The sequence below is a fragment of the Pseudomonas uvaldensis genome (assembly GCF_021271205.1).
Classification (GTDB): Bacteria; Pseudomonadota; Gammaproteobacteria; order Pseudomonadales; family Pseudomonadaceae; genus Aquipseudomonas; species Aquipseudomonas uvaldensis.
Genome location: NZ_JAIWKS010000018.1, coordinates 13,978 through 30,583 on the forward strand (window position 1 = coordinate 13,978; position 16,606 = coordinate 30,583).

29 protein-coding genes are annotated in these 16,606 nt (G+C 57.3%); 20 read left to right on the top strand and 9 right to left on the bottom strand.

All coding sequences use genetic code 11. The features are described 5' to 3' along the window. Positions 1-10: 10 nt before the first annotated feature. From LCU97_RS25800 to LCU97_RS25820, 5 genes are all read right to left on the bottom strand, one after another. Complete coding sequence (locus LCU97_RS25800; protein WP_076406695.1) at positions 11-196, bottom strand: hypothetical protein; 186 nt, start codon at positions 194-196, stop codon at positions 11-13. Between the two features lie 21 nt (positions 197-217). Beyond that, the gene (locus tag LCU97_RS25805; protein ID WP_076406697.1) at positions 218-505 is read right to left on the bottom strand and encodes a hypothetical protein; all 288 of its coding nucleotides are present in this window, start codon (positions 503-505) and stop codon (positions 218-220) included. Between the two features lie 538 nt (positions 506-1,043). After that, complete coding sequence (locus tag LCU97_RS25810) at positions 1,044-1,808, bottom strand: hypothetical protein (protein ID WP_232778109.1); 765 nt, start codon at positions 1,806-1,808, stop codon at positions 1,044-1,046. A gap of 72 nt (positions 1,809-1,880) precedes the next feature. Continuing rightward, entirely contained in the window at positions 1,881-2,135 is a 255-nt protein-coding gene (locus LCU97_RS25815; RefSeq protein ID WP_232778110.1) for a hypothetical protein, read from the bottom strand. A gap of 56 nt (positions 2,136-2,191) precedes the next feature. After that, on the bottom strand, positions 2,192-2,551 hold the full coding sequence (locus LCU97_RS25820) for a hypothetical protein (protein WP_232778111.1): 360 nt from the start codon (positions 2,549-2,551) through the stop codon (positions 2,192-2,194). A 437-nt stretch (positions 2,552-2,988) separates the two neighbouring features. Between LCU97_RS25820 and LCU97_RS25825 the strand changes: the two genes are divergently transcribed. Then, the gene (locus tag LCU97_RS25825; RefSeq protein WP_232778112.1) at positions 2,989-3,297 is read left to right on the top strand and encodes a DUF1654 domain-containing protein; all 309 of its coding nucleotides are present in this window, start codon (positions 2,989-2,991) and stop codon (positions 3,295-3,297) included. A gap of 32 nt (positions 3,298-3,329) precedes the next feature. On the opposite strand, the gene LCU97_RS25830 is transcribed toward LCU97_RS25825, so the two are convergent. Further along, on the bottom strand, positions 3,330-4,223 hold the full coding sequence (locus LCU97_RS25830; RefSeq protein WP_232778113.1) for a DUF7946 domain-containing protein: 894 nt from the start codon (positions 4,221-4,223) through the stop codon (positions 3,330-3,332). A 77-nt stretch (positions 4,224-4,300) separates the two neighbouring features. Beyond that, complete coding sequence (locus tag LCU97_RS25835; RefSeq protein WP_232778114.1) at positions 4,301-5,182, bottom strand: LexA family transcriptional regulator; 882 nt, start codon at positions 5,180-5,182, stop codon at positions 4,301-4,303. Positions 5,183-5,286: 104 nt separating this feature from the next. Here LCU97_RS25835 and LCU97_RS25840 point away from each other — a divergent pair, with 104 nt between their 5' ends. From LCU97_RS25840 to LCU97_RS25895, 12 genes are all read left to right on the top strand, one after another. Continuing rightward, positions 5,287-5,481 (top strand): Cro/CI family transcriptional regulator, encoded by a 195-nt coding sequence (locus LCU97_RS25840; protein ID WP_232778115.1) that lies wholly within the window; start codon positions 5,287-5,289, stop codon positions 5,479-5,481. Positions 5,482-5,510: 29 nt separating this feature from the next. Continuing rightward, entirely contained in the window at positions 5,511-5,711 is a 201-nt protein-coding gene (locus LCU97_RS25845; protein WP_039012569.1) for a hypothetical protein, read from the top strand. Positions 5,712-5,730: 19 nt separating this feature from the next. Beyond that, on the top strand, positions 5,731-5,943 hold the full coding sequence (locus LCU97_RS25850) for a hypothetical protein (RefSeq protein ID WP_232778116.1): 213 nt from the start codon (positions 5,731-5,733) through the stop codon (positions 5,941-5,943). An 82-nt stretch (positions 5,944-6,025) separates the two neighbouring features. Then, a complete protein-coding gene (locus LCU97_RS25855; protein ID WP_408636443.1) occupies positions 6,026-6,820 on the top strand; it encodes a Rha family transcriptional regulator in 795 nt (264 codons plus the stop codon). Further along, on the top strand, positions 6,820-7,311 hold the full coding sequence (locus tag LCU97_RS25860; protein ID WP_232778117.1) for an HNH endonuclease: 492 nt from the start codon (positions 6,820-6,822) through the stop codon (positions 7,309-7,311). The genes LCU97_RS25855 and LCU97_RS25860 overlap by 1 nt, the downstream gene beginning before the upstream one ends. Then, entirely contained in the window at positions 7,311-8,030 is a 720-nt protein-coding gene (locus LCU97_RS25865; protein WP_232778118.1) for a hypothetical protein, read from the top strand. Before LCU97_RS25860 ends, LCU97_RS25865 begins: the two co-directional genes overlap by 1 nt. Next, positions 8,020-8,826 carry an ATP-binding protein gene (locus LCU97_RS25870; protein WP_232778119.1) on the top strand — a complete coding sequence of 269 codons (807 nt, stop codon included), beginning with the start codon at positions 8,020-8,022 and terminating at the stop codon, positions 8,824-8,826. Before LCU97_RS25865 ends, LCU97_RS25870 begins: the two co-directional genes overlap by 11 nt. Before the next feature lies 1 nt (position 8,827). Beyond that, positions 8,828-9,451: a hypothetical protein gene (locus tag LCU97_RS25875; RefSeq protein ID WP_232778120.1), complete on the top strand. Its 624-nt coding sequence runs from the start codon at positions 8,828-8,830 to the stop codon at positions 9,449-9,451. Positions 9,452-9,515: 64 nt separating this feature from the next. Continuing rightward, entirely contained in the window at positions 9,516-9,986 is a 471-nt protein-coding gene (locus tag LCU97_RS25880) for a hypothetical protein (RefSeq protein WP_232778121.1), read from the top strand. Beyond that, positions 9,983-10,306, top strand: coding sequence for a hypothetical protein (locus tag LCU97_RS25885; protein WP_232778122.1), 324 nt, complete (start codon positions 9,983-9,985; stop codon positions 10,304-10,306). The genes LCU97_RS25880 and LCU97_RS25885 overlap by 4 nt, the downstream gene beginning before the upstream one ends. Further along, positions 10,297-10,908: a recombination protein NinG gene (locus tag LCU97_RS25890; protein WP_232778123.1), complete on the top strand. Its 612-nt coding sequence runs from the start codon at positions 10,297-10,299 to the stop codon at positions 10,906-10,908. The genes LCU97_RS25885 and LCU97_RS25890 overlap by 10 nt, the downstream gene beginning before the upstream one ends. Continuing rightward, positions 10,905-11,576 carry a hypothetical protein gene (locus LCU97_RS25895; protein WP_232778124.1) on the top strand — a complete coding sequence of 224 codons (672 nt, stop codon included), beginning with the start codon at positions 10,905-10,907 and terminating at the stop codon, positions 11,574-11,576. The genes LCU97_RS25890 and LCU97_RS25895 overlap by 4 nt, the downstream gene beginning before the upstream one ends. 516 nt (positions 11,577-12,092) lie before the next feature. Here the strand turns inward: LCU97_RS25895 and LCU97_RS25900 are convergent. After that, on the bottom strand, positions 12,093-12,515 hold the full coding sequence (locus LCU97_RS25900) for a type II toxin-antitoxin system HicB family antitoxin (RefSeq protein WP_232778125.1): 423 nt from the start codon (positions 12,513-12,515) through the stop codon (positions 12,093-12,095). Positions 12,516-12,568: 53 nt separating this feature from the next. Continuing rightward, positions 12,569-12,748, bottom strand: a complete 180-nt coding sequence (locus LCU97_RS25905) for a type II toxin-antitoxin system HicA family toxin (RefSeq protein ID WP_072458260.1) — start codon at positions 12,746-12,748, stop codon at positions 12,569-12,571. A gap of 142 nt (positions 12,749-12,890) precedes the next feature. Between LCU97_RS25905 and LCU97_RS25910 the strand changes: the two genes are divergently transcribed. From LCU97_RS25910 to LCU97_RS25940, 7 genes are read left to right on the top strand one after another with little or no spacing between them, the layout of a single operon-like run. Continuing rightward, on the top strand, positions 12,891-13,220 hold the full coding sequence (locus LCU97_RS25910) for an MFS transporter (protein ID WP_072458261.1): 330 nt from the start codon (positions 12,891-12,893) through the stop codon (positions 13,218-13,220). Further along, complete coding sequence (locus LCU97_RS25915) at positions 13,217-13,537, top strand: hypothetical protein (protein WP_232778126.1); 321 nt, start codon at positions 13,217-13,219, stop codon at positions 13,535-13,537. Before LCU97_RS25910 ends, LCU97_RS25915 begins: the two co-directional genes overlap by 4 nt. 6 nt (positions 13,538-13,543) lie before the next feature. Further along, on the top strand, positions 13,544-13,879 hold the full coding sequence (locus LCU97_RS25920) for a hypothetical protein (protein ID WP_232778127.1): 336 nt from the start codon (positions 13,544-13,546) through the stop codon (positions 13,877-13,879). Beyond that, complete coding sequence (locus LCU97_RS25925; RefSeq protein ID WP_232778128.1) at positions 13,866-14,123, top strand: hypothetical protein; 258 nt, start codon at positions 13,866-13,868, stop codon at positions 14,121-14,123. The genes LCU97_RS25920 and LCU97_RS25925 overlap by 14 nt, the downstream gene beginning before the upstream one ends. Before the next feature lie 56 nt (positions 14,124-14,179). Then, positions 14,180-14,803: a putative metallopeptidase gene (locus LCU97_RS25930; RefSeq protein WP_232778129.1), complete on the top strand. Its 624-nt coding sequence runs from the start codon at positions 14,180-14,182 to the stop codon at positions 14,801-14,803. 32 nt (positions 14,804-14,835) lie between these two features. Continuing rightward, positions 14,836-15,312: a DUF2280 domain-containing protein gene (locus LCU97_RS25935; RefSeq protein WP_232778130.1), complete on the top strand. Its 477-nt coding sequence runs from the start codon at positions 14,836-14,838 to the stop codon at positions 15,310-15,312. Further along, positions 15,287-16,606, top strand: a complete 1,320-nt coding sequence (locus LCU97_RS25940) for a phage terminase large subunit family protein (protein WP_232778131.1) — start codon at positions 15,287-15,289, stop codon at positions 16,604-16,606. The genes LCU97_RS25935 and LCU97_RS25940 overlap by 26 nt, the downstream gene beginning before the upstream one ends.

Below are 16,606 nucleotides of genomic sequence, written 5' to 3' on the forward strand. Positions count from 1 at the left end.
CCAAGTGGCGTTATCGGTGGGCGCGCTTGATTTCAGCGTCCCGGTCGATGCTGCTCAGGCGGGCCCAGCGGTCGTGCTGATGGTTGTGATCGTCCAGCGCCGCCTGATTGCCGTTGCAACACTGCTCGCAATATCCTTCGTGCAGCGTTTCTGTAGGGTCGCCGCACTGTGGGCAATGGAACTGTTCATCGCACATGGCGACCTCCAGTGTTTGGGGTTAGGCGGCGTCGGCTTTCGGCTCGTCCTTGTCGTACTTCTCGCCGCAGAACATGCAGTAGCTGCCGAGCATCGACATGTCCTGCTTCTTGCGCTGGAACCCGTCGCCTTTCTTCTTGGGCACTTCGTACTCGATGTGCAGGTTCAGCTTGTTCTTCATGCTCACGGTGCCGCCCAGGAGCCAGGCGAACCCTTGCAGCTCGACGGAGAAGTCGCGGGAGCCTTCTGGCAACTTGGCGCGAATCTTTTCCTTGGCTGCCGCTTCAACTTCGGTTGCGCAATTGCACATGCTGGTTTCCTCAGTGGTTGATCCAACAAAACTCGCAATGCACTCGTCCGCTCCGCTGGTTGCCGTTGGGCGCGGAGGGGAGTGCATTCGGGTGTTGTCGGGGAAGGGGATGCCGGTTACGTCTCCGGCGCGGGCTCTCACCGCCGTATTACCTCGTCGTCTGGATCACGCACCAGATCATCGAAGTGTCCAGGCTTATCCGCAGGGGCGGCACCCAACCACCCGGGTCAACTGGCCGGTGCTGTAACCATGCAATGGAAACCGTAACGCTCCAGATGCTTCCGTTATAAACCCACGGTTTGCTTGGGTGATGCAGGTGGGCGGTTATAGGCCGCAGTTTCGTCCGCATCGGAAGTCACACATAGCCGGGGTCATGCCTTACTCGTGCGGCGGATCACTCTGTGAGCTGATCGCCCCCTTTCTCCCAGGTGCCGGCTAGCGCTTTCGCGGTGCCGTGTGACTTCCGATACGGCCTGAGCATGCCTTCCGGCGACAGGGGATCGGGCAGTTAACGACAGGCTGTCGTGGCGCTGGTTGTTCAGTCGTAAATGCCGTAGCTGAAGTCGTCTTCATCACAGTCGACGATGATCTTGGATTTACCGAAATAGAGTGCTGCGACCATCTTTTCGAATGGAGTGCGGAATTTCAGGGTTTGACTGATCTTCTCGTTGTCAATTTTGGCGGCGTACACCGATCCGACCTCATGACCCTTTTCGTTTCGGTCTTTCCCGTACCGGTCGAAGCTGATGTGGATCGCGTTATCGAGCATGTACTCGCTGCGCTCGGAGCTTCGGGAGTAGGTTGAAATCCCGTGATCCTTTGGCTTCTTGTCGAAGTAGATGTGCATGCCACCGTAATCGGAAGGCTGGAAGCGAATATCCGGGGCCTCCCAATGCTCTTCGGCTGCGGATTCTTTGTGATCCTCGACGAAGGCTTCCAGCAGATCCTGCAGGCTGATCACTTCCGGCATCGCATCTTTGGTCAGTACCTCATCGATGTGCTGTTGGGCCAGGCGAACCATGTCGGCCTCAACGCCGCTGTTTTCCCACTTATCCTTCAGCGCGGCGGCAATCATGGCGTTGTAGCGGGTCAGTTCGAAGATTTCGGTCAGATTGGCCGGTAGTGCTGCCTTGATGGCTTTCGTAATCTGCTCACCCATATCGCCATAGCGGCCGAAGCAGCTATCGATCACGCTGGTGAACATTTTCTTTACGTGGTCGTCGATGATTTCGACCGGCTTATCGCTGGCTGCGAAAGCGCTGACGCGCTCAACGAGAAGCTGTTGAAGTGTTTGCTCGCTCATTTGGTGCTCCGTGCTTGATCGGTTGTTTTCCCAATGCCCACCGCTCTGGATGGGCATCAGTGAAAAGGTCCGTCATGCTGCGAACAGCTCTTGCTGGTGCGGCTGGGGCGTGCAGCGCTGGATTCCGGCACGAATGGCTGACTCCAAAAGCTCGGCGCCTTGCTCAAGTTCAGGGAAGGCCCCGGCGAACTCGCTCACTGCACCGCGAAGTGCTGTCGCCTCACGCTGCAGCGCTGGGATCACGATGCTGCGCATGTTTCCGACGGTGCGCAGGTCAAGGCTGCATTCCCGGCAAAGCCGGATGTAGTCGAGCATGTATTTGGGCATTTCCGTCTCTCCGTTGATTTTCCGGATGACCCTGTCGCCAAGGCCAGCCAGTGAAATCAGATACGCTGAGAAATAAAATCCAGCGCCTCAGCGTGGCTTTTTATGAAGATCGACTGGGTGTCTTCACGTGCTCCAGAAGAGCCAAATACGATTCCACGCTCGTGGATAACAACCGCGCTTGGAGTCTTCTCAGGTTTGAAACCTTGGTGGGAAAGGGTTCGAAAAATTGCTGTTCTTTCTGCCGCTTTGTACGCGCCAAACCTCTCTGCGTCATTGGATTGCCAAGCCCCGCTGGCGTGGCAGGAGCAATAACCAGACCCTTGTTTCACTGCAAAATCAAACTGCTCAGCGCCTAGTACCCGCTGAGCCATTTCTTCCGGCATAGGGTCGCGCCAATAATCATGCTGCGTGCTCATGATGTGTTCCTCCGTTGATTTCCAATGCCGCCTCATAGAAGCGGCATCAGTAAATCTGTGGTCTTGCTTTCCAGTCGGGGCCCGCTGCTGGCGTCAGCTTCCGACTATCTTCTGATTGTTCTTCCAGCCGCGGCCTTGCCCGCCAGAAAACTGCTTTCGGTGCTTTACGCTGCGCACCCGGGTCAGTTGCCAACCCTCTGAACCGTTGAGGCCGGTTCATCGCTGCCTTTGAATCTGGGCCGGTGGTTATCCGGCAAGAGGTGTCGCTAAAGAGCGGCGGGTCTGTTGAGGCCCTGGCGAGTCGCTGTGGCGTCTCGATGGATGTAGTTAACCATCGGTATATTTATGCGTCAATACCGATGGTTAATTTATTTTCGATGAGTGTGCGTTATGCTTCGCTTACTACTGGATGTTTGTACAGTTATCAGGAGGTGGTCATGAGCGAACAAGAACAGCAGGCGCCCCACGGGGGGTACGAGATGTCCGGAATAGAGAGGCTAGGGCTAAGGGTCTCAAACATGATTAATCACCCGGTCGCGCAGATTCAGCGCTGGGTGACTATCCATCGCCTGGACAGCGACGGAGACAGGGAGTGGGAGGAGGTGATGGATTTGCTATCCGAAACGGACGGCATAGACATGACGTTCAACGACGACGGGTCGGTGACGCTGAGGTGGGAGGCGAGTGCCGAGGAGGGTCGGCCGGTCGAGGTCATGGAAAGGGCAGAGGAGCTGGCACCTTTCTGATGGACGAAAAGGCCCGCCAAGGCGGGCTTAGCTCATGCTTCAGTGATAAAAAGCCTGTGCAATTCACCGTCTTTGAATACCGGTCGCGCTCTGACCTTTAACGGTTCGTGACGATTGAGTGCTTGGGTGTAGGGGTTATTAGGCTGGGTTAGCGCTACATCGTTGATCTTTCCATGAAAAGTTCCGGAAAATCCTTCGATCTCGACTCTGCATACCCCGCTGTCGACGCTTAGCGAATAAATTCTCGCAACTACATAATTGCCAGGTTCTCCAACGACAACGTCACCATCAGAACGGATTGCGAGCGCTTCGGGTTCAGAAATTACCACCGGGTGTTCGGAGTCGGAAAACTGGGTGATCTGATTGCAGCTTTTCCCAACTGGAGTGAGCGCTGCCCTCATAGGTGATTTCGCAGCTTCGATCAAACCAGGAATCGAAACCATCATTTTTTCGTGAAGACTGGCCAGGTTGTCATTCGCTTTTATCAGTCCATTGGCTAAGAGTGTATTCAGCTCGGATGACGACTTCGCCTGCTCCTTGATGACGTCGACTAATTCCTTCACGTTTGATGTCCCCGACAGCGCTTCTTTGATATGTCCCATCACCTTTGCCACGAGCCAATCGAACGCTTTTTTGTAGACGTCGTTGAAAGCAGGGTATTGATGGGTAAGTGCTGTAAGTATAACCAGTGTTGACTCGAATGAGCCCTCTCTTGACGGCGCCGAGAAGCACCGTAGGTCAGATTGTTTCTTTCCCGAGAGAACCTCGCCGTGCAGGCAGTAATGGCTAACGAGACGATACAAGCGCCCGGATCCGTCAACTGAGCGAGCGTATTGGGCAGAGTCTAGTAAATGCCTATCCGCATCACCTCCGTCATATTTGAGGTCCATGTGGCCGGCAACACCAGTCATCGAATCCCATTTCATAATATCGTCCTTGAAGCCGCGGGGCGTCGGCCCTACAAATTGGAGGTTATATGGAGATCAGCGTAGCGCCGAATGCCTCACACAAGATGCGCATTCCAAACCAGGAGCACCCGCGCCTGGATGTAGGTTTCTTCTGCGCGGATCGTCCTCGGCGGATGGAGGGCGTTGTCCGAGATCATGCTGAACTGGTCATCTCCTATCCATTGGAGCCGTTTTATATATAGGTGACTATCCCAGGAGAACATGTAGATCCCGTCCCCGACGAACTCACGGATGCTGATGTCGACCAGCAATGGGTCGCGGTGCTTGATCGTCGGTGCCATGGATTGGCCCCAGCCGGTCACAATCTTGAGATGGAAGTGTTCCTTGAACTCGACGCCCATCTCGCGCAGGTGCTGCGGGCTGACGCGCACGTCCTGCAGCAATTCAGGGTAGTCGTGAGGGATCTGCCCTCCGCCCATCGCTGCGCGGATGTCGTAGTGTGCGATCCAAACCTCGTCCCCGACGACACCTGGGCGGTAGTAGTCCAGCTCAATCGCACCGCCGCCATCCTCAGCCTGCGCCACGGCCAGCAATCGCCGGCGGGCATCCTCGGAAAGGTTCTTCCCGCTTCGACTCAGCATTTCTCGGACCACGTCGGACGCCGTGCCGCCGACTGAGTAGCTGGCACCGTTCTCCCGCACAACCGGCGCGCTTGTCAGGCTGCGAATCTCTTCAGCCAGACGCGGACTGAAAGCCTCAACCGGTTCCTGAATCAGCCGGGCCAAAACCGCTGCGAACTGAGCATTCAAGGGGTTGATCCCTTTGAAGTAGAGGTTTACCGCAGCGGGTGTCATGCCGGCCGCATCGGCGATTTTTTTCTGACTCAGCTTCAGCTCGTTCTTCTTTGAGAGGAACAGTGCGTGCGCGGCTTCGCACTCAGCCAGGCGGTCAGGAGGCAGGATTCGTTTTTTCGTCATCGCGCGAATGTATACCAACGGTTAAAAATAAGAAGAAACCATCGGTATTGATTAAAAATTAACAGATGGTTAATATCGGCCTCATCTACAACCGAGGCCTGATCATGAACGAGACCCCCCTCGACAAGTTTGTTGCTGAAAAAGGGCAGTCCGAAGCCGCACGGCTTCTTCGTGTCACCGCCCCGGCAATTCACAAAGCGCTCATCGCGAAACGGGACATCCGCGTCTTGGAACTGCCTGACGGCAGCTTCAAGGCCCAGGAACAGCGTCCGTTCCCGTCCCAGAAAACCGCCGCCTAACTCATCTCAATAGCCAGGAGCACCGAAGCATGTACATGGACCCCAATCAGAAGCGCGCCATCCCGGTGAAGGTTCGATTTGAACCTGTGCTTGATCGGATTCTGCGTAAAGCCGCAACCAAGACCCGCATGCAGCACGCGACCTACCTGTACGAAATCATCGAGTGGGCCGTAGCCAACGGCGTGATCGAGGAACTGATGCAGGACAAACAAGAAGATATCGCGGGCTGAAGCCCCTTTGGAGGGCCGAATGACCGTAGAGCTTGAAAGGTTGCCTGCGCCGACGCGAAAGCGGGTGGAGGAGCTGATGCGCGTGAACGGCTGGAGCTTCAGCCGTGCGATCAACGAAATGACGGAAACCGCCATTGCCTGTGGCGCGCTTTCCGAAGTGGGAAGGAAGAAGGCCCAGGTCCTTCAGCTGGTGCCCCCAATGAGGGCCTCAGGCAGGGACTCTTCGGGGTAACTCGGAGGGCCTCTGCCAAATTCGAGACGAAAAAAAGCCGGGATTGCAGCCCGGCTCTCTTAAACACGTTGTGGAGCAAATCATGCACCAAACAAACCAAACGATCAATACCCCGGCCAATGTCGCGACACGTTTCGCCGGATCTGAAAACGTGTCGCGCACCACCATGTCGTCACGAGAGATCGCCGAGCTGGTTGAAGCACGACACAACGACGTGATTGTCACCATTGAACGCCTCTTCAGCAAAGGACTTTTACGATCAGCTCGTAAAACCAGAAGGGAGGCTACCGGCGGGCGTCCTACTGATGTTTATGACCTGATCGAGCGTGACACTCACCTGGTGGTTGCCGGTTACAGCGATGAACACCGCGCTCGGGTTATTGATCGCTGGCAGGATCTTGAAACGCAAGTCGCGCCACCTGTGGCAATTCCGTCTTACGCCGAAGCCCTGCGCCTGTATGCCGACCAGATCGAGCAGACGGCGGTGCTGCGCGTCGAGAATCACCAACAGGCCACCAAGATCCATTCCCTGGAAAACCTGTTCAAGGAAGGCATGACCCACACCCAGTTCTGCAAGGGCCTCAATGGGGTCAACGTGATGCAGGTGGGCAAGTACCTGGAAACCCGTAACTGGCTCTACAACGAGAGCAAGACCGGCCTGCGGCTGCGTGTGGCGTCCTACGCCCGCGACAAGTACATGACCGAGCACCAGCAAGAAGTCACTCCCCACGGCAAGGATCCGTTCATTTCCTTCACGCCTGTCCTGCTGAAGAAGGGCGCCATTCGCCTGTATGACCTGTACCTGGCCGGCGAGCTTCCGATGAAGAAGACCTGGGACGGCCTGTTCACCCATGACAAAGCACTGAGGGCCGCGTAATGGCCACATGGTTGAAGTTGAACGCAGATCTTCTGCACAAGCCGGACTTTGCTGTCCTTTGCTCACGGCTGGATCTCAGTGAAGGCGAGGCGCTGATCGCTCTTTTCAAAACGGCTGCGTGGTTTGAAACCCATGGCCACTACGGAAAGGTGCCCGGCACCGTCGGGATGATCGATCAAGTGACCCGCGTGAGTGGTCTTGGCGAACAGCTCGTTGAGGCTGGATGGCTGGAAACGCTCAATGGATCGCTGGTTTTGAAGGGGTTCAGCGCGCCGTGCGCCACTCGGAAAAGCCTCGGCGCCAAGGTGAGGGCCGAGGTTCTTTCCGTTGGAGAGTGCGCGGCGTGTGGATCCCCCGATGAACTGGTAATCGACCACATCATTCCTGTTGCGCGAGGTGGCTCATGCGAACAATCGAATCTTCAGGCCCTGTGCGCACCGTGCAACAGGCAGAAGGGCAAGAAACTCCCGGAAGAATGGAGGACGAACTGATGGCCAATCCATGGTTCCGGCTTTACTCAGAGTTTGCCACTGACCCCAAAGTCCAGATGATGTCGGAAGCTTATCAGCGCCGATATCTGATGCTGCTCTGCATCAAATGCAGTAACGGCGATGAAACGTTACAGGATGATCAAGTAGCGTTTCAGCTTCGAATCTCCGAAGACGAATGGGCGTCCACCAAGTCTGCATTCATAGAAAAAAACCTCATCAATGAAAATGCAGTTCCGCTCGCGTGGAACAAGCGCCAATACGTCTCCGACTCAAGCACGCCGAGGGTTGCAGCATATCGTGAGAAGAAGAAACGGGAGCGTAACGTTTCAGTAACGCCACCAGATACAGAAACAGAATCAGATACAGAACATAAAAAGCATGGTGCTGGCGCACCGGCGAAGTCTGGCAAATTCGATCCGCTCACTGCCAAGCCCGAGAACGTGTCGGAAAAGGCTTGGGCCGACTGGTGCCAGCACCGCAAGGAAATCCGCAAGCCGCTGACCGCCAAGAGCTGCGAGCAGCAGGCCAAAGCGTTGCTGGGTCACGCTGCGCCGGATCAGGTGCTTGCCACCTCGATCTCCAACGGTTGGACCGGCATCTTCCCGGACAAGGTCGCCAGCAATGTGCACCCGTTCCCGCAATCCCGCCACACCGGTTTCGCTGAACGCGATTACACCTCCGGCCTGAAAATGCGGGAGGACGGCAGCTATGCGCTCTGAGCCAGTCCAAACCACTCCAGAACTGCCGCCGGGCACTCGCATCCAGCCCGCTGAGTGCGAAACCCACGGCGCATACGAGCAGCGGGTCTTCTCCGTACTGAACAGGGAGCTGAGAAGCAACTGCCCTGAATGCACCCGTATCGCCCGCGAGAAGTCCGAAGCCGCTGAGCAAGCCAACAAGGCGATGGAGCTTCGCATGTCTCTTGCCCGCAAGCTGGGCGATGCGCTGATACCGAAGCGATTCACCACTCGTACCTTGGGCAACTACCAGGTCGAGAACGAAGGCCAGCGCAAAGCCCTCAGGTTCTGCCAGCACTACGTGCAGATCTTCGACGAGATCCTGAAGACCGGCCGTTGCATGGTGCTGATCGGCAAGCCCGGTACGGGGAAAACTCACCTCGGCGCAGGCATGGCCAACGAGCTGCTGCACAACACCTCCCACACTGCCGTATACCGTACTGTCGGCGCGATTTTGCAGGCGATCCGTGCCACATACGACAAACACAGCGAACGCAGCGAGGCCGAGATTCTGTCGAGCCTGATCGATCCCGACCTGCTGGTGCTGGACGAGGTTGGAGTGAGCAAAGAAACCCCGAGCGACTTCGAGCTAACGACCCTGTTCGCAATCATCAACGGCCGGTACGAGCAAGAGCGCCCCACGGTGGTGATCTCCAACCTCGAAGCCAGCCAGTTACCGGGCGCCATGGGTGATCGCTGCGTAGACCGTCTGCGCGAAGGCGGAATGATCGTAGTCCCGTTCGATTGGGAATCACAGCGCGGCAAGGAGGGCTTCTGACATGAGACTCGACAAAACCAAACTGCAGAAGCTGCTGTGGGCCGAGGCCGCGTCATTCCGGGCTGACTGTGCAGACTGGAAACGCAACACCGAGGCCCTCCAGGAGTTTCTGGGCGAGAAGACGCTCGAGGAGGTGGCGCTGGAGCTGTTGGCCGAGAATGAAACGATCAAGTCTCAATTCGACGAATGTGCGCGGTTATTTGTCGATGCAACTGAGCTGGCATGTAAAGCCCAGCGCGAGCGCGACCAGTTCAAGGCTGATAACGAAACCTGGCGTCTCAGCATTGAGGCTGAACGCTGTGTGCACAGAGCAACGGTAAAAGGCCTTCAGGATGAGCTGGACCGGCTGAAGGGGCCAGCGTTCGACGCAGAGTTGGCGGCAATGCGCAGAGATGCTGAGCGCTGGCGAGCATTGATTAGCTGCGCACGCATCAGGTTCTTAGGTTCGGCCGGGTATTGGGAGAAAGACCCTTACGGAAATAGCCCAGGCAACTACCGGCACTTCGGCGCCGAGTTCTGGACGATGCACGAAGCCCCGACCGCCGACAAGGAAAGGGCTGCCGAGATCCTAAATGGGTTTGCTGACGCTGCAATCGCCGCCATGGGCCAGGGAGGGCAGTCATGAGCGATGTAATAGGGACCACATTCATTATTCTCTGCCTTTTGCTCATGCTTCAAGGAGGGCAGCCATGACTGACAAGATCAGCGTCAACTGCCAGGCCAAGCTCTCCGAAGCTATCACCAGCCTGACCAACATGTACAAGGCCAAGAAGTTCGTGGTCGTCTCGTTGCGCCCGGGCAAGGACCGCACGCTCGACCAGAACGCCCTGTGGTTCGCGATGTACAAGCGGATCTCCGAAATGACCCAAATCGGCGACCCGGCCGACGCCCGGCGGTACTGCAAGCTGCACTTCGGCGTCCAGATCCTCTTGAACGAGGACGCAGGATTCCAAGCGGCCTGGTACCGGGTCATGCGCCACCTGCCGTACGAGGAAAAGCTGGCCTTGATGGGCGAGCACAAGCTGTTCGGCCCGGACGGCTTCCCAGTGACCAGCCTGTTCAATCGTGCCCAGGGCATCCAGTACACCGACCGCATGGCCGCGTACTTCACCGGCCAGGGCGTGGTGTTCTCCGACCTGCTGAGCGAGGTGGCCGCATGAACCATAACTTCAAGTCGGGCGACCTGGCGCTGATCCTCAACTCGGGGTCTCCAGAGAACATCGGGAAGACAGTTCGCCTCGTTGAGTTCATAGCCGCCCATAGCGAGGGATTCATGTGGGAAGGCGTGATTTTTTCTTCCATTGAGGTGGACGCGTGGATAGTGGAAACCTTGGATGGATCAAAGACCCTGATTGGTGGATACATCCAGAGGAACATCATGGTCAGCTCTGGACCGTGCCGGCAATCCTGGCTCATGCCACTGCGCGGCGACTTCGAGCCAGAACAGCAGAAAGCCAAGGAGGCCGGGCCATGCGCGTAGCTCTCAAGGGGAAGAAGGCGCCCCGCCCGAAGAAATGCCGCGTCTCAACATGCAGGGCCTCTTTCGTCCCTCGTGCCAGCTTTCAAACCTGGTGCTCGCCTGACTGTGGTGTCGTCATTGCCAGAGCCAAGGCGGAGAAGAAGCGCAAGTCCCTGGCCCAGGTCGAGCGCCGTGAGATCAAGATACGCAAAGAGAAACTGAAGACCAGGGCGGACCACCTGCGCGAGGCCCAGGCCGCGGTGAACGAGTACGTCCGCCTGCGTGACGCTCAGTTGCCGTGCATTAGCTGCGACTCGATGCCGAACGACAATGACCTCATGACTGGCAGCAGGTGGGACGCCGGCCACTACCGATCCGTCGGCGCCTGCCCAGAGCTGCGATTCGAGCCGCTGAACATCCATCGCCAGTGTGTGAAGTGCAATCGCAACCTCTCCGGCAATGCCGTGGAGTATCGCATCCGTCTGGTGCAGCGCATCGGCGCCGATCTGGTGGAATGGCTCGAAGGGCCTCATGAGCCCCGAAAGTTCACCGTGGAAGAGATCAAGGCCATCAAGGCCGAATACCGGGCGAAAACCAGAGAACTCAAGAGGGCCGCAGCATGATCTATCGAGACGTTATTTCCGCAGTAATCCGTGCGTTGGCGTCCGAGACGATCAACAGCGCCGGAGGTTGCGACTACACCCCGAAGGTGCAGGCCAACAAGCTCAAAGGAGAAATCGTGGGTAAGGAGGCTGCCTTCTTGACCGATTGCTGGGTGTTTGGTCGGTTGCATTCCTGCCTTGAGCCAAAGCACTGGATAGCCCTGAACGCCTGCTATTCGACGCACATGGCCTCTAAAGTGGGCGCCATTGGCCGGATCGTTTCGCACGTATCTTCGCCGGCGCCGCGTCTGTTTTTGACCAAGGCTGTGACAGCCTGGGCATACCCGCAGCTGAGCGGTGCCGAGCGTGCGCCCGCCGGGAAGGTTGCTATCGAAGTTGATGATGGCGCACCAGCCTGGAGAAAGGCGGCCGTGGCGAAAGCCCAGAAGACGATTAACGCCAAGCTGAAGCAGCGTCAGGAGGCGCCGTGCGAAGGAGTGATCATTCTTCCGGCGCACAACTACGACATGAACACTTGGGACCTCGACGGCACGCCGGAGCGCACGCGTCGGGACTGGCGCCGAAAGATATTCAAGGGCCTGGATAAGTTGGTCAATGAGGCGCTTCTTGAGGCGACCGAAATTCTGACGAGGGAGGGGGTTTTCTTCGATGATCAAGATGCTGCGTAGAGGGCCTTGACAGGGCCTGCCGGTTCGCCGATTATTCACTCATCCTGTCATTCCTGCGTGTGTAGGATTGACCAAAGAAGCCCGGCCACTGAGCCGGGTTTTTTTATGCCTCAGATTTACCTGTAGCCAGGGCAGCCCTCGGGACGGCCTGGACGTCGATAGCCGGACAGTGCGGCGTACGAAAAACAACACCGGCAGCCCGCGCACCCTTACCTCAAACTTGCTGTCGGGGTGGCGCGAGACTGGAGCGGCGAGATCGATGCATTGGGGCGTCGACGCTGGGCCAGTGTACGGCGGACCGAGGGGAAAGACCCTCACATCATGCGGATGAATGCGCAGGCTGATGCGCTAATCAGGTGAGCGAGAGCTGTTCGGGGCGGGTATTAGTATCCATAGGCTGAACAGGTGCGGAAGGTATGTGGATTGCAGTACGCACACCCGCAGCTATAAAACGAGGCGTCCCGTCCACGCCTATCGTCACTAAGCTGGAGATCAGCACCGGCCATCCGCACCTATTCAGGCCGCTTCGACCGAAACCGAAAGACGTTTCCCGAGCGCGGCCAGTGCATTCTCCAGGGCTTCCATCTTGGAAGTGTGCAGGAAGTCGACCAGGCGATCGCCTTGGGTCTGAGCAATACCCAGCAGCCGGCACAGATCAGCCTTGCGCATATCGCGCTCCATCATGGCGTTCCACAGCACGATCTTCGCCACGGTCACCGCTGGCAGGTGAACGACATGCTCGCCTTCCTGGGGATCGGATGCGGAAGGAATGGCCCGGCGCTGATCGACGTACAGCGACAGGGTTGTACCGATAGCGTCCATGGCTTCACGGACCGCGTGTTCGATGTCATCGCCAAAGCTGTTCAGCTCGGGCAGATCCCGGCAGAAGACAGCCACACCGGTGGCGTCCTGTTCAAATCGAATTGCAAAGTCGTACATGAGTCACTCCCTTGGAGGTGATCGTCCAGCATTCAGATGTGGTGAAGGGGCTCTCAGAGCCCCAGTTGTTTAATGATCGCCTTGCGGGTCGGTTCCGGCATTTCCTTGGAGCCGTGGTCCGCGAAGGTTGTCTTGTTGCCGTTTGGGGCGGTGACTTTGAAGTGGCTTCCTTTGCCTGCTTCGAAGGTCACCCCTTGGGCCTTCAACCATCGTCTGAACTCGCTGAACTTCATCACCTCGCCTCGTTGTTTGGATGAGTCCATTCTACAACAAATTTGTGTTAATACAACAAAAATGTTGTGTTTGGTTTGGCCCTTTTCAGGCCCTCTTTGAGCGCCTTCTTTTTCTCAATCATGCACAGTCGGAGTCGAAGGCATGGAGTTTCTACAGCGCCTGTTCGAAAAACTCGACTGGGCATTCGCCGGATTTCTGGGTGCGATCACTGCCAGCTTCTGGCACCGGGACGACCTGGTAGACCGAAAGGCCTGGGCGATCTTCATTTTCTCGGGTGCAGTCTGCGCCCATTACCTGACGGGCCTGATCAGTTCCTACTTCGGAGTAGTCGAGCCGCGCAGTGTTGCCGGTGTCGGGTTCCTCCTGGGCACCTTCGGCGGATCGCTCATCGCAGCAATCACCCGGGCCATCAAAGCCGCTGACCTCTGGGCATTCATTCGCCAGCGGTTCGGGGGAGGCAATCCACCATGAATCTTGAACTGATCAACTCCATCGCCTGCGGCTTCATTGCCTTGTGGGCGTTCTGGTGCGTGGTGAGCGGTAAGGTGAGGGACGGCATCCTTGGGAAGCTGATCTACTCGACTATCGCCATCAGCGCCTATGTCGTGACCACAGGGCACAACAGCTTCCTGTTCGGTCCCACCGTTGCCGGGTTGACGCTGCATATTGCCCTGGCGCTGGCCGGCATCCGCCACTTGTTCATGGTCACCTACTGGCAGCGGGTCAAAGCCTGGATCTGCCGGCACCTCAACTGTGAGCACTGCATGGGCTGTGACAAAAAGCCATGAGGCGTGATGGCCTTTTCCCATCTACACTCATTTCAAACAACCGCAGCGGGTGAGGCTATGAGCGATGGCGAAGGGGTGGGGTTTGAAATAAGGGGGCTAGATGCCTCCAACATCACCATGGGTAATATGGTTTTCAACGGAATGAAGGTGGGCATGAAGGTTACGAACTGTATTAATGTCGAGGCCGATAACGTCGTCGGCATTGATACTGAGACGCTTGCTTTCGTGCGGGGAACTGACGGATTCAAAGCTCGAAACTTCAGAGAGCTTGAACGCCCGTTTCAACCTCAGATAAAGGCTCTCGCGATATCTGTCAGGGAGGCTATTTATGGCTATGTTTGAATTTAAGGATTCGAAAAATATTGACCTGGAGGATTGCAAAACTCCGTGTGAAACCCTGATGAAGGGAGAAAATGTCGAAGGATTTGTGGCAACGAATTGTGAGGCGGGCAGTGCACCCGATGCGGCTAAACCTTCTCCAAGATCAATATGGGCTAAGATACTGGCAGTGATTGCGGATCATATTGGGAAGATAATCACTGGACTAATTATCGTCGCAATCGCGGGGGCCATGGGGCTCCGATGATTATCTAGGTCAGGCAGGCCCCGCTTTTGTTGGGGCTTTTTATTTTTGGGGGATACATGAATCGGCCGTATCCTCCATCATCCCTTGTTGAGTTGGCGGACCTCACCAGCTTCGGTATCCGGCTTGCTCCGGCGCCCGAGGTGTGGGAATGGCTCCAAGCCGAGATCCTCGCCGACACCGGCAGTATCCACAACGAAGATCATGCTCACCTGATAGACGCCGACGTGCGGGTCATGTGGGCATCGTCAGCATTCGAGAAGCAGGGCCGCACCGTCCTGGGCCAGGCCGAGCAGGTAGCGTTCCGCGCCGGTGGTTGGCAGAAGGCTCGGATGGAACAGCAGATGCGTGATTGGTTCGGCGATGTGCCGGCTTTCATCATCACCCTGGCTGCCGACTACTGCGCCCAGTGCAGCGACCTGGAGTTCTGCTCCCTGATCGAGCACGAGCTTTATCACCTGGCCCACGCCAAAGACAAATACGGCCAGCCAGCCTTCACCAAGGAAGGCGCACCCAAGATCGAGATGCGCGGCCACGACGTCGAAGAGTTCGTCGGTGTGGTCCGCCGCTACGGTGCGAGCCCTGACGTTCAAGCGTTGGTGGATGCTGCAAACAGTCCTGCTGAGGTGGGGAAATTGAACATTGCGAGGGCCTGCGGAACCTGTCTGCTCAAGTCGGCCTGATCCTTGACAGGACCTTGACGGAATAAACCCATATGGCAGCCCTGAAAGATGAGGTGAAGCGCTTCATTGTGCAGGCGTTGGCCTGCTTTGATACGCCCACGCAGGTAGTGCAGGCGGTCAAGGAAACATTCGGGATCGATGTAACTCGCCAGCAGTGCGAGCTGTACGACCCCACGAAGTATGCCGGTCGTGATCTTGGAGTGAAGTGGCGGACCGTATTCGAAGATACCCGCAAGCGTTTCCGCGAGGACACGGCTGAGATCCCGATTGCCAATCGCGCATTCAGGCTGCGCGGTCTGGGCAGGATGGCCGAGAAGGCCGAGAACATGCGCAACCTGGCCTTGACTGCCCAGCTTTACGAGCAGGCTGCCAAGGAGTGCGGCGACATGTACGTGAATCGCCGCCTCGAACCTGAAAAACCCCTGGGCTCCCAGGCGGACCAGCAGCACGCAGTTGCTGAGTACACGCTGGAGCCAGATGAAAATGTCCCGACTACCCCGTACCTATGACCCGCCGGTAAAGCTGACGCCGAAACAGGCGAACATCTACGTCTGGGGTTATCAGCGCAACGCACGCTTCCGTGACGCGGTTTGCGGTCGCCGGTTTGGCAAGACCTTCCTCGGCAAGGCAGAGATGCGCCGCGCGGCGAGGCTGGCTGCCGAGTGGGGCGTTAGCGTCGAGGATGAGATTTGGTACGCCGCTCCGACTCAGAAACAGGCCCGCCGGGTTTTCTGGCGCCGCTTGAAGCAAGCGATCCCCCGCGAGTGGAGAGAGTGCAAGCCGAACGAGTCAGACATGCTGATCACGCTCAAGAGCGGTCACCTGATCCGCTGCGTCGGCCTGGAAAACTACGATGATCTGCGCGGCTCCGGCCTGTTCTTTGTCCTGGTGGATGAATGGGCGGACTGCAAGTGGGCTGCGTGGGAGGAAGTCCTGCGGCCGATGCTGTCAACGTGTGAGTACGTCGTTCCAGGTGTTGGCAAGTGCAAGGGCGGCCATGCGTTGCGTATTGGCACCCCAAAAGGCTTCAACCACTGCTTCGACACCTACCGCGATGGGCAGCCTGGCGGCGAACCTGATCACAAGAGTTGGCTCTACACCTCGCTACAGGGTGGCAACGTTCCGGCTGAAGAGCTTGATGCGGCGCGCCGCAAGATGGACCCGCGAACGTTCCGGCAGGAGTATGAGGCCAGCTTCGAGAACTACGCCGGCGTCGTCTACTACACCTTCAGTCGAAGCGAAAGCCGGACCAGCGAACGCATAAAGCCTGGAGAAGCGCTGCATATCGGCATGGACTTCAACGTCATGAAGATGGCCGCAGTTGTCTACGTGGTGCGCGAAGGGCTGCCGCTTGCTCTGGATGAGTTCCATTCAGTGCGCGATACGCCAGAGATGATCGAGAAGATCCAGGCGCGCTTCCCTGGTCATGGCATAGCGGTATATCCCGACGCCAGCGGTCAGAACACCAGCAGCAAGAATGCCAGCGAATCGGATCTGTCCCTGCTGCGTAAGGCTGGGTTCACTGTGATCGTGGACAGCCAGAACCCGGGCGTAAAAGACCGCGTCAACTCGCTCAACGCCATGCTGATGAATGCATATGGCGAGCGCAGGCTGAAGGTGAATATAGACCAATGCCCGCAACTGACTTTGTGCCTGGAGCGGCAGACCTATGACAAGCATGGCGATCCCGACAAGGACCCAAAAAAGGGTCATGACCACATGAACGACGCCGCTGGCTACTTCATTGCCAAGCGCTACCCGATCAACGCCGACATGACAGCCACCCAGCCTCTGAGAATGTAA

Coding starts and splice junctions, on each gene's coding strand:
- LCU97_RS25800 (WP_076406695.1), bottom strand. CDS start 196: ATGTGCGATGAACAGTTCCATTGCCCACAGTGCGGCGACCCTACAGAA.
- LCU97_RS25805 (WP_076406697.1), bottom strand. CDS start 505: ATGTGCAATTGCGCAACCGAAGTTGAAGCGGCAGCCAAGGAAAAGATT.
- LCU97_RS25810 (WP_232778109.1), bottom strand. CDS start 1,808: ATGAGCGAGCAAACACTTCAACAGCTTCTCGTTGAGCGCGTCAGCGCT.
- LCU97_RS25815 (WP_232778110.1), bottom strand. CDS start 2,135: ATGCCCAAATACATGCTCGACTACATCCGGCTTTGCCGGGAATGCAGC.
- LCU97_RS25820 (WP_232778111.1), bottom strand. CDS start 2,551: ATGAGCACGCAGCATGATTATTGGCGCGACCCTATGCCGGAAGAAATG.
- LCU97_RS25825 (WP_232778112.1), top strand. CDS start 2,989: ATGAGCGAACAAGAACAGCAGGCGCCCCACGGGGGGTACGAGATGTCC.
- LCU97_RS25830 (WP_232778113.1), bottom strand. CDS start 4,223: ATGAAATGGGATTCGATGACTGGTGTTGCCGGCCACATGGACCTCAAA.
- LCU97_RS25835 (WP_232778114.1), bottom strand. CDS start 5,182: ATGACGAAAAAACGAATCCTGCCTCCTGACCGCCTGGCTGAGTGCGAA.
- LCU97_RS25840 (WP_232778115.1), top strand. CDS start 5,287: ATGAACGAGACCCCCCTCGACAAGTTTGTTGCTGAAAAAGGGCAGTCC.
- LCU97_RS25845 (WP_039012569.1), top strand. CDS start 5,511: ATGTACATGGACCCCAATCAGAAGCGCGCCATCCCGGTGAAGGTTCGA.
- LCU97_RS25850 (WP_232778116.1), top strand. CDS start 5,731: ATGACCGTAGAGCTTGAAAGGTTGCCTGCGCCGACGCGAAAGCGGGTG.
- LCU97_RS25855 (WP_408636443.1), top strand. CDS start 6,026: ATGCACCAAACAAACCAAACGATCAATACCCCGGCCAATGTCGCGACA.
- LCU97_RS25860 (WP_232778117.1), top strand. CDS start 6,820: ATGGCCACATGGTTGAAGTTGAACGCAGATCTTCTGCACAAGCCGGAC.
- LCU97_RS25865 (WP_232778118.1), top strand. CDS start 7,311: ATGGCCAATCCATGGTTCCGGCTTTACTCAGAGTTTGCCACTGACCCC.
- LCU97_RS25870 (WP_232778119.1), top strand. CDS start 8,020: ATGCGCTCTGAGCCAGTCCAAACCACTCCAGAACTGCCGCCGGGCACT.
- LCU97_RS25875 (WP_232778120.1), top strand. CDS start 8,828: ATGAGACTCGACAAAACCAAACTGCAGAAGCTGCTGTGGGCCGAGGCC.
- LCU97_RS25880 (WP_232778121.1), top strand. CDS start 9,516: ATGACTGACAAGATCAGCGTCAACTGCCAGGCCAAGCTCTCCGAAGCT.
- LCU97_RS25885 (WP_232778122.1), top strand. CDS start 9,983: ATGAACCATAACTTCAAGTCGGGCGACCTGGCGCTGATCCTCAACTCG.
- LCU97_RS25890 (WP_232778123.1), top strand. CDS start 10,297: ATGCGCGTAGCTCTCAAGGGGAAGAAGGCGCCCCGCCCGAAGAAATGC.
- LCU97_RS25895 (WP_232778124.1), top strand. CDS start 10,905: ATGATCTATCGAGACGTTATTTCCGCAGTAATCCGTGCGTTGGCGTCC.
- LCU97_RS25900 (WP_232778125.1), bottom strand. CDS start 12,515: ATGTACGACTTTGCAATTCGATTTGAACAGGACGCCACCGGTGTGGCT.
- LCU97_RS25905 (WP_072458260.1), bottom strand. CDS start 12,748: ATGAAGTTCAGCGAGTTCAGACGATGGTTGAAGGCCCAAGGGGTGACC.
- LCU97_RS25910 (WP_072458261.1), top strand. CDS start 12,891: ATGGAGTTTCTACAGCGCCTGTTCGAAAAACTCGACTGGGCATTCGCC.
- LCU97_RS25915 (WP_232778126.1), top strand. CDS start 13,217: ATGAATCTTGAACTGATCAACTCCATCGCCTGCGGCTTCATTGCCTTG.
- LCU97_RS25920 (WP_232778127.1), top strand. CDS start 13,544: ATGGCCTTTTCCCATCTACACTCATTTCAAACAACCGCAGCGGGTGAG.
- LCU97_RS25925 (WP_232778128.1), top strand. CDS start 13,866: ATGGCTATGTTTGAATTTAAGGATTCGAAAAATATTGACCTGGAGGAT.
- LCU97_RS25930 (WP_232778129.1), top strand. CDS start 14,180: ATGAATCGGCCGTATCCTCCATCATCCCTTGTTGAGTTGGCGGACCTC.
- LCU97_RS25935 (WP_232778130.1), top strand. CDS start 14,836: ATGGCAGCCCTGAAAGATGAGGTGAAGCGCTTCATTGTGCAGGCGTTG.
- LCU97_RS25940 (WP_232778131.1), top strand. CDS start 15,287: ATGTCCCGACTACCCCGTACCTATGACCCGCCGGTAAAGCTGACGCCG.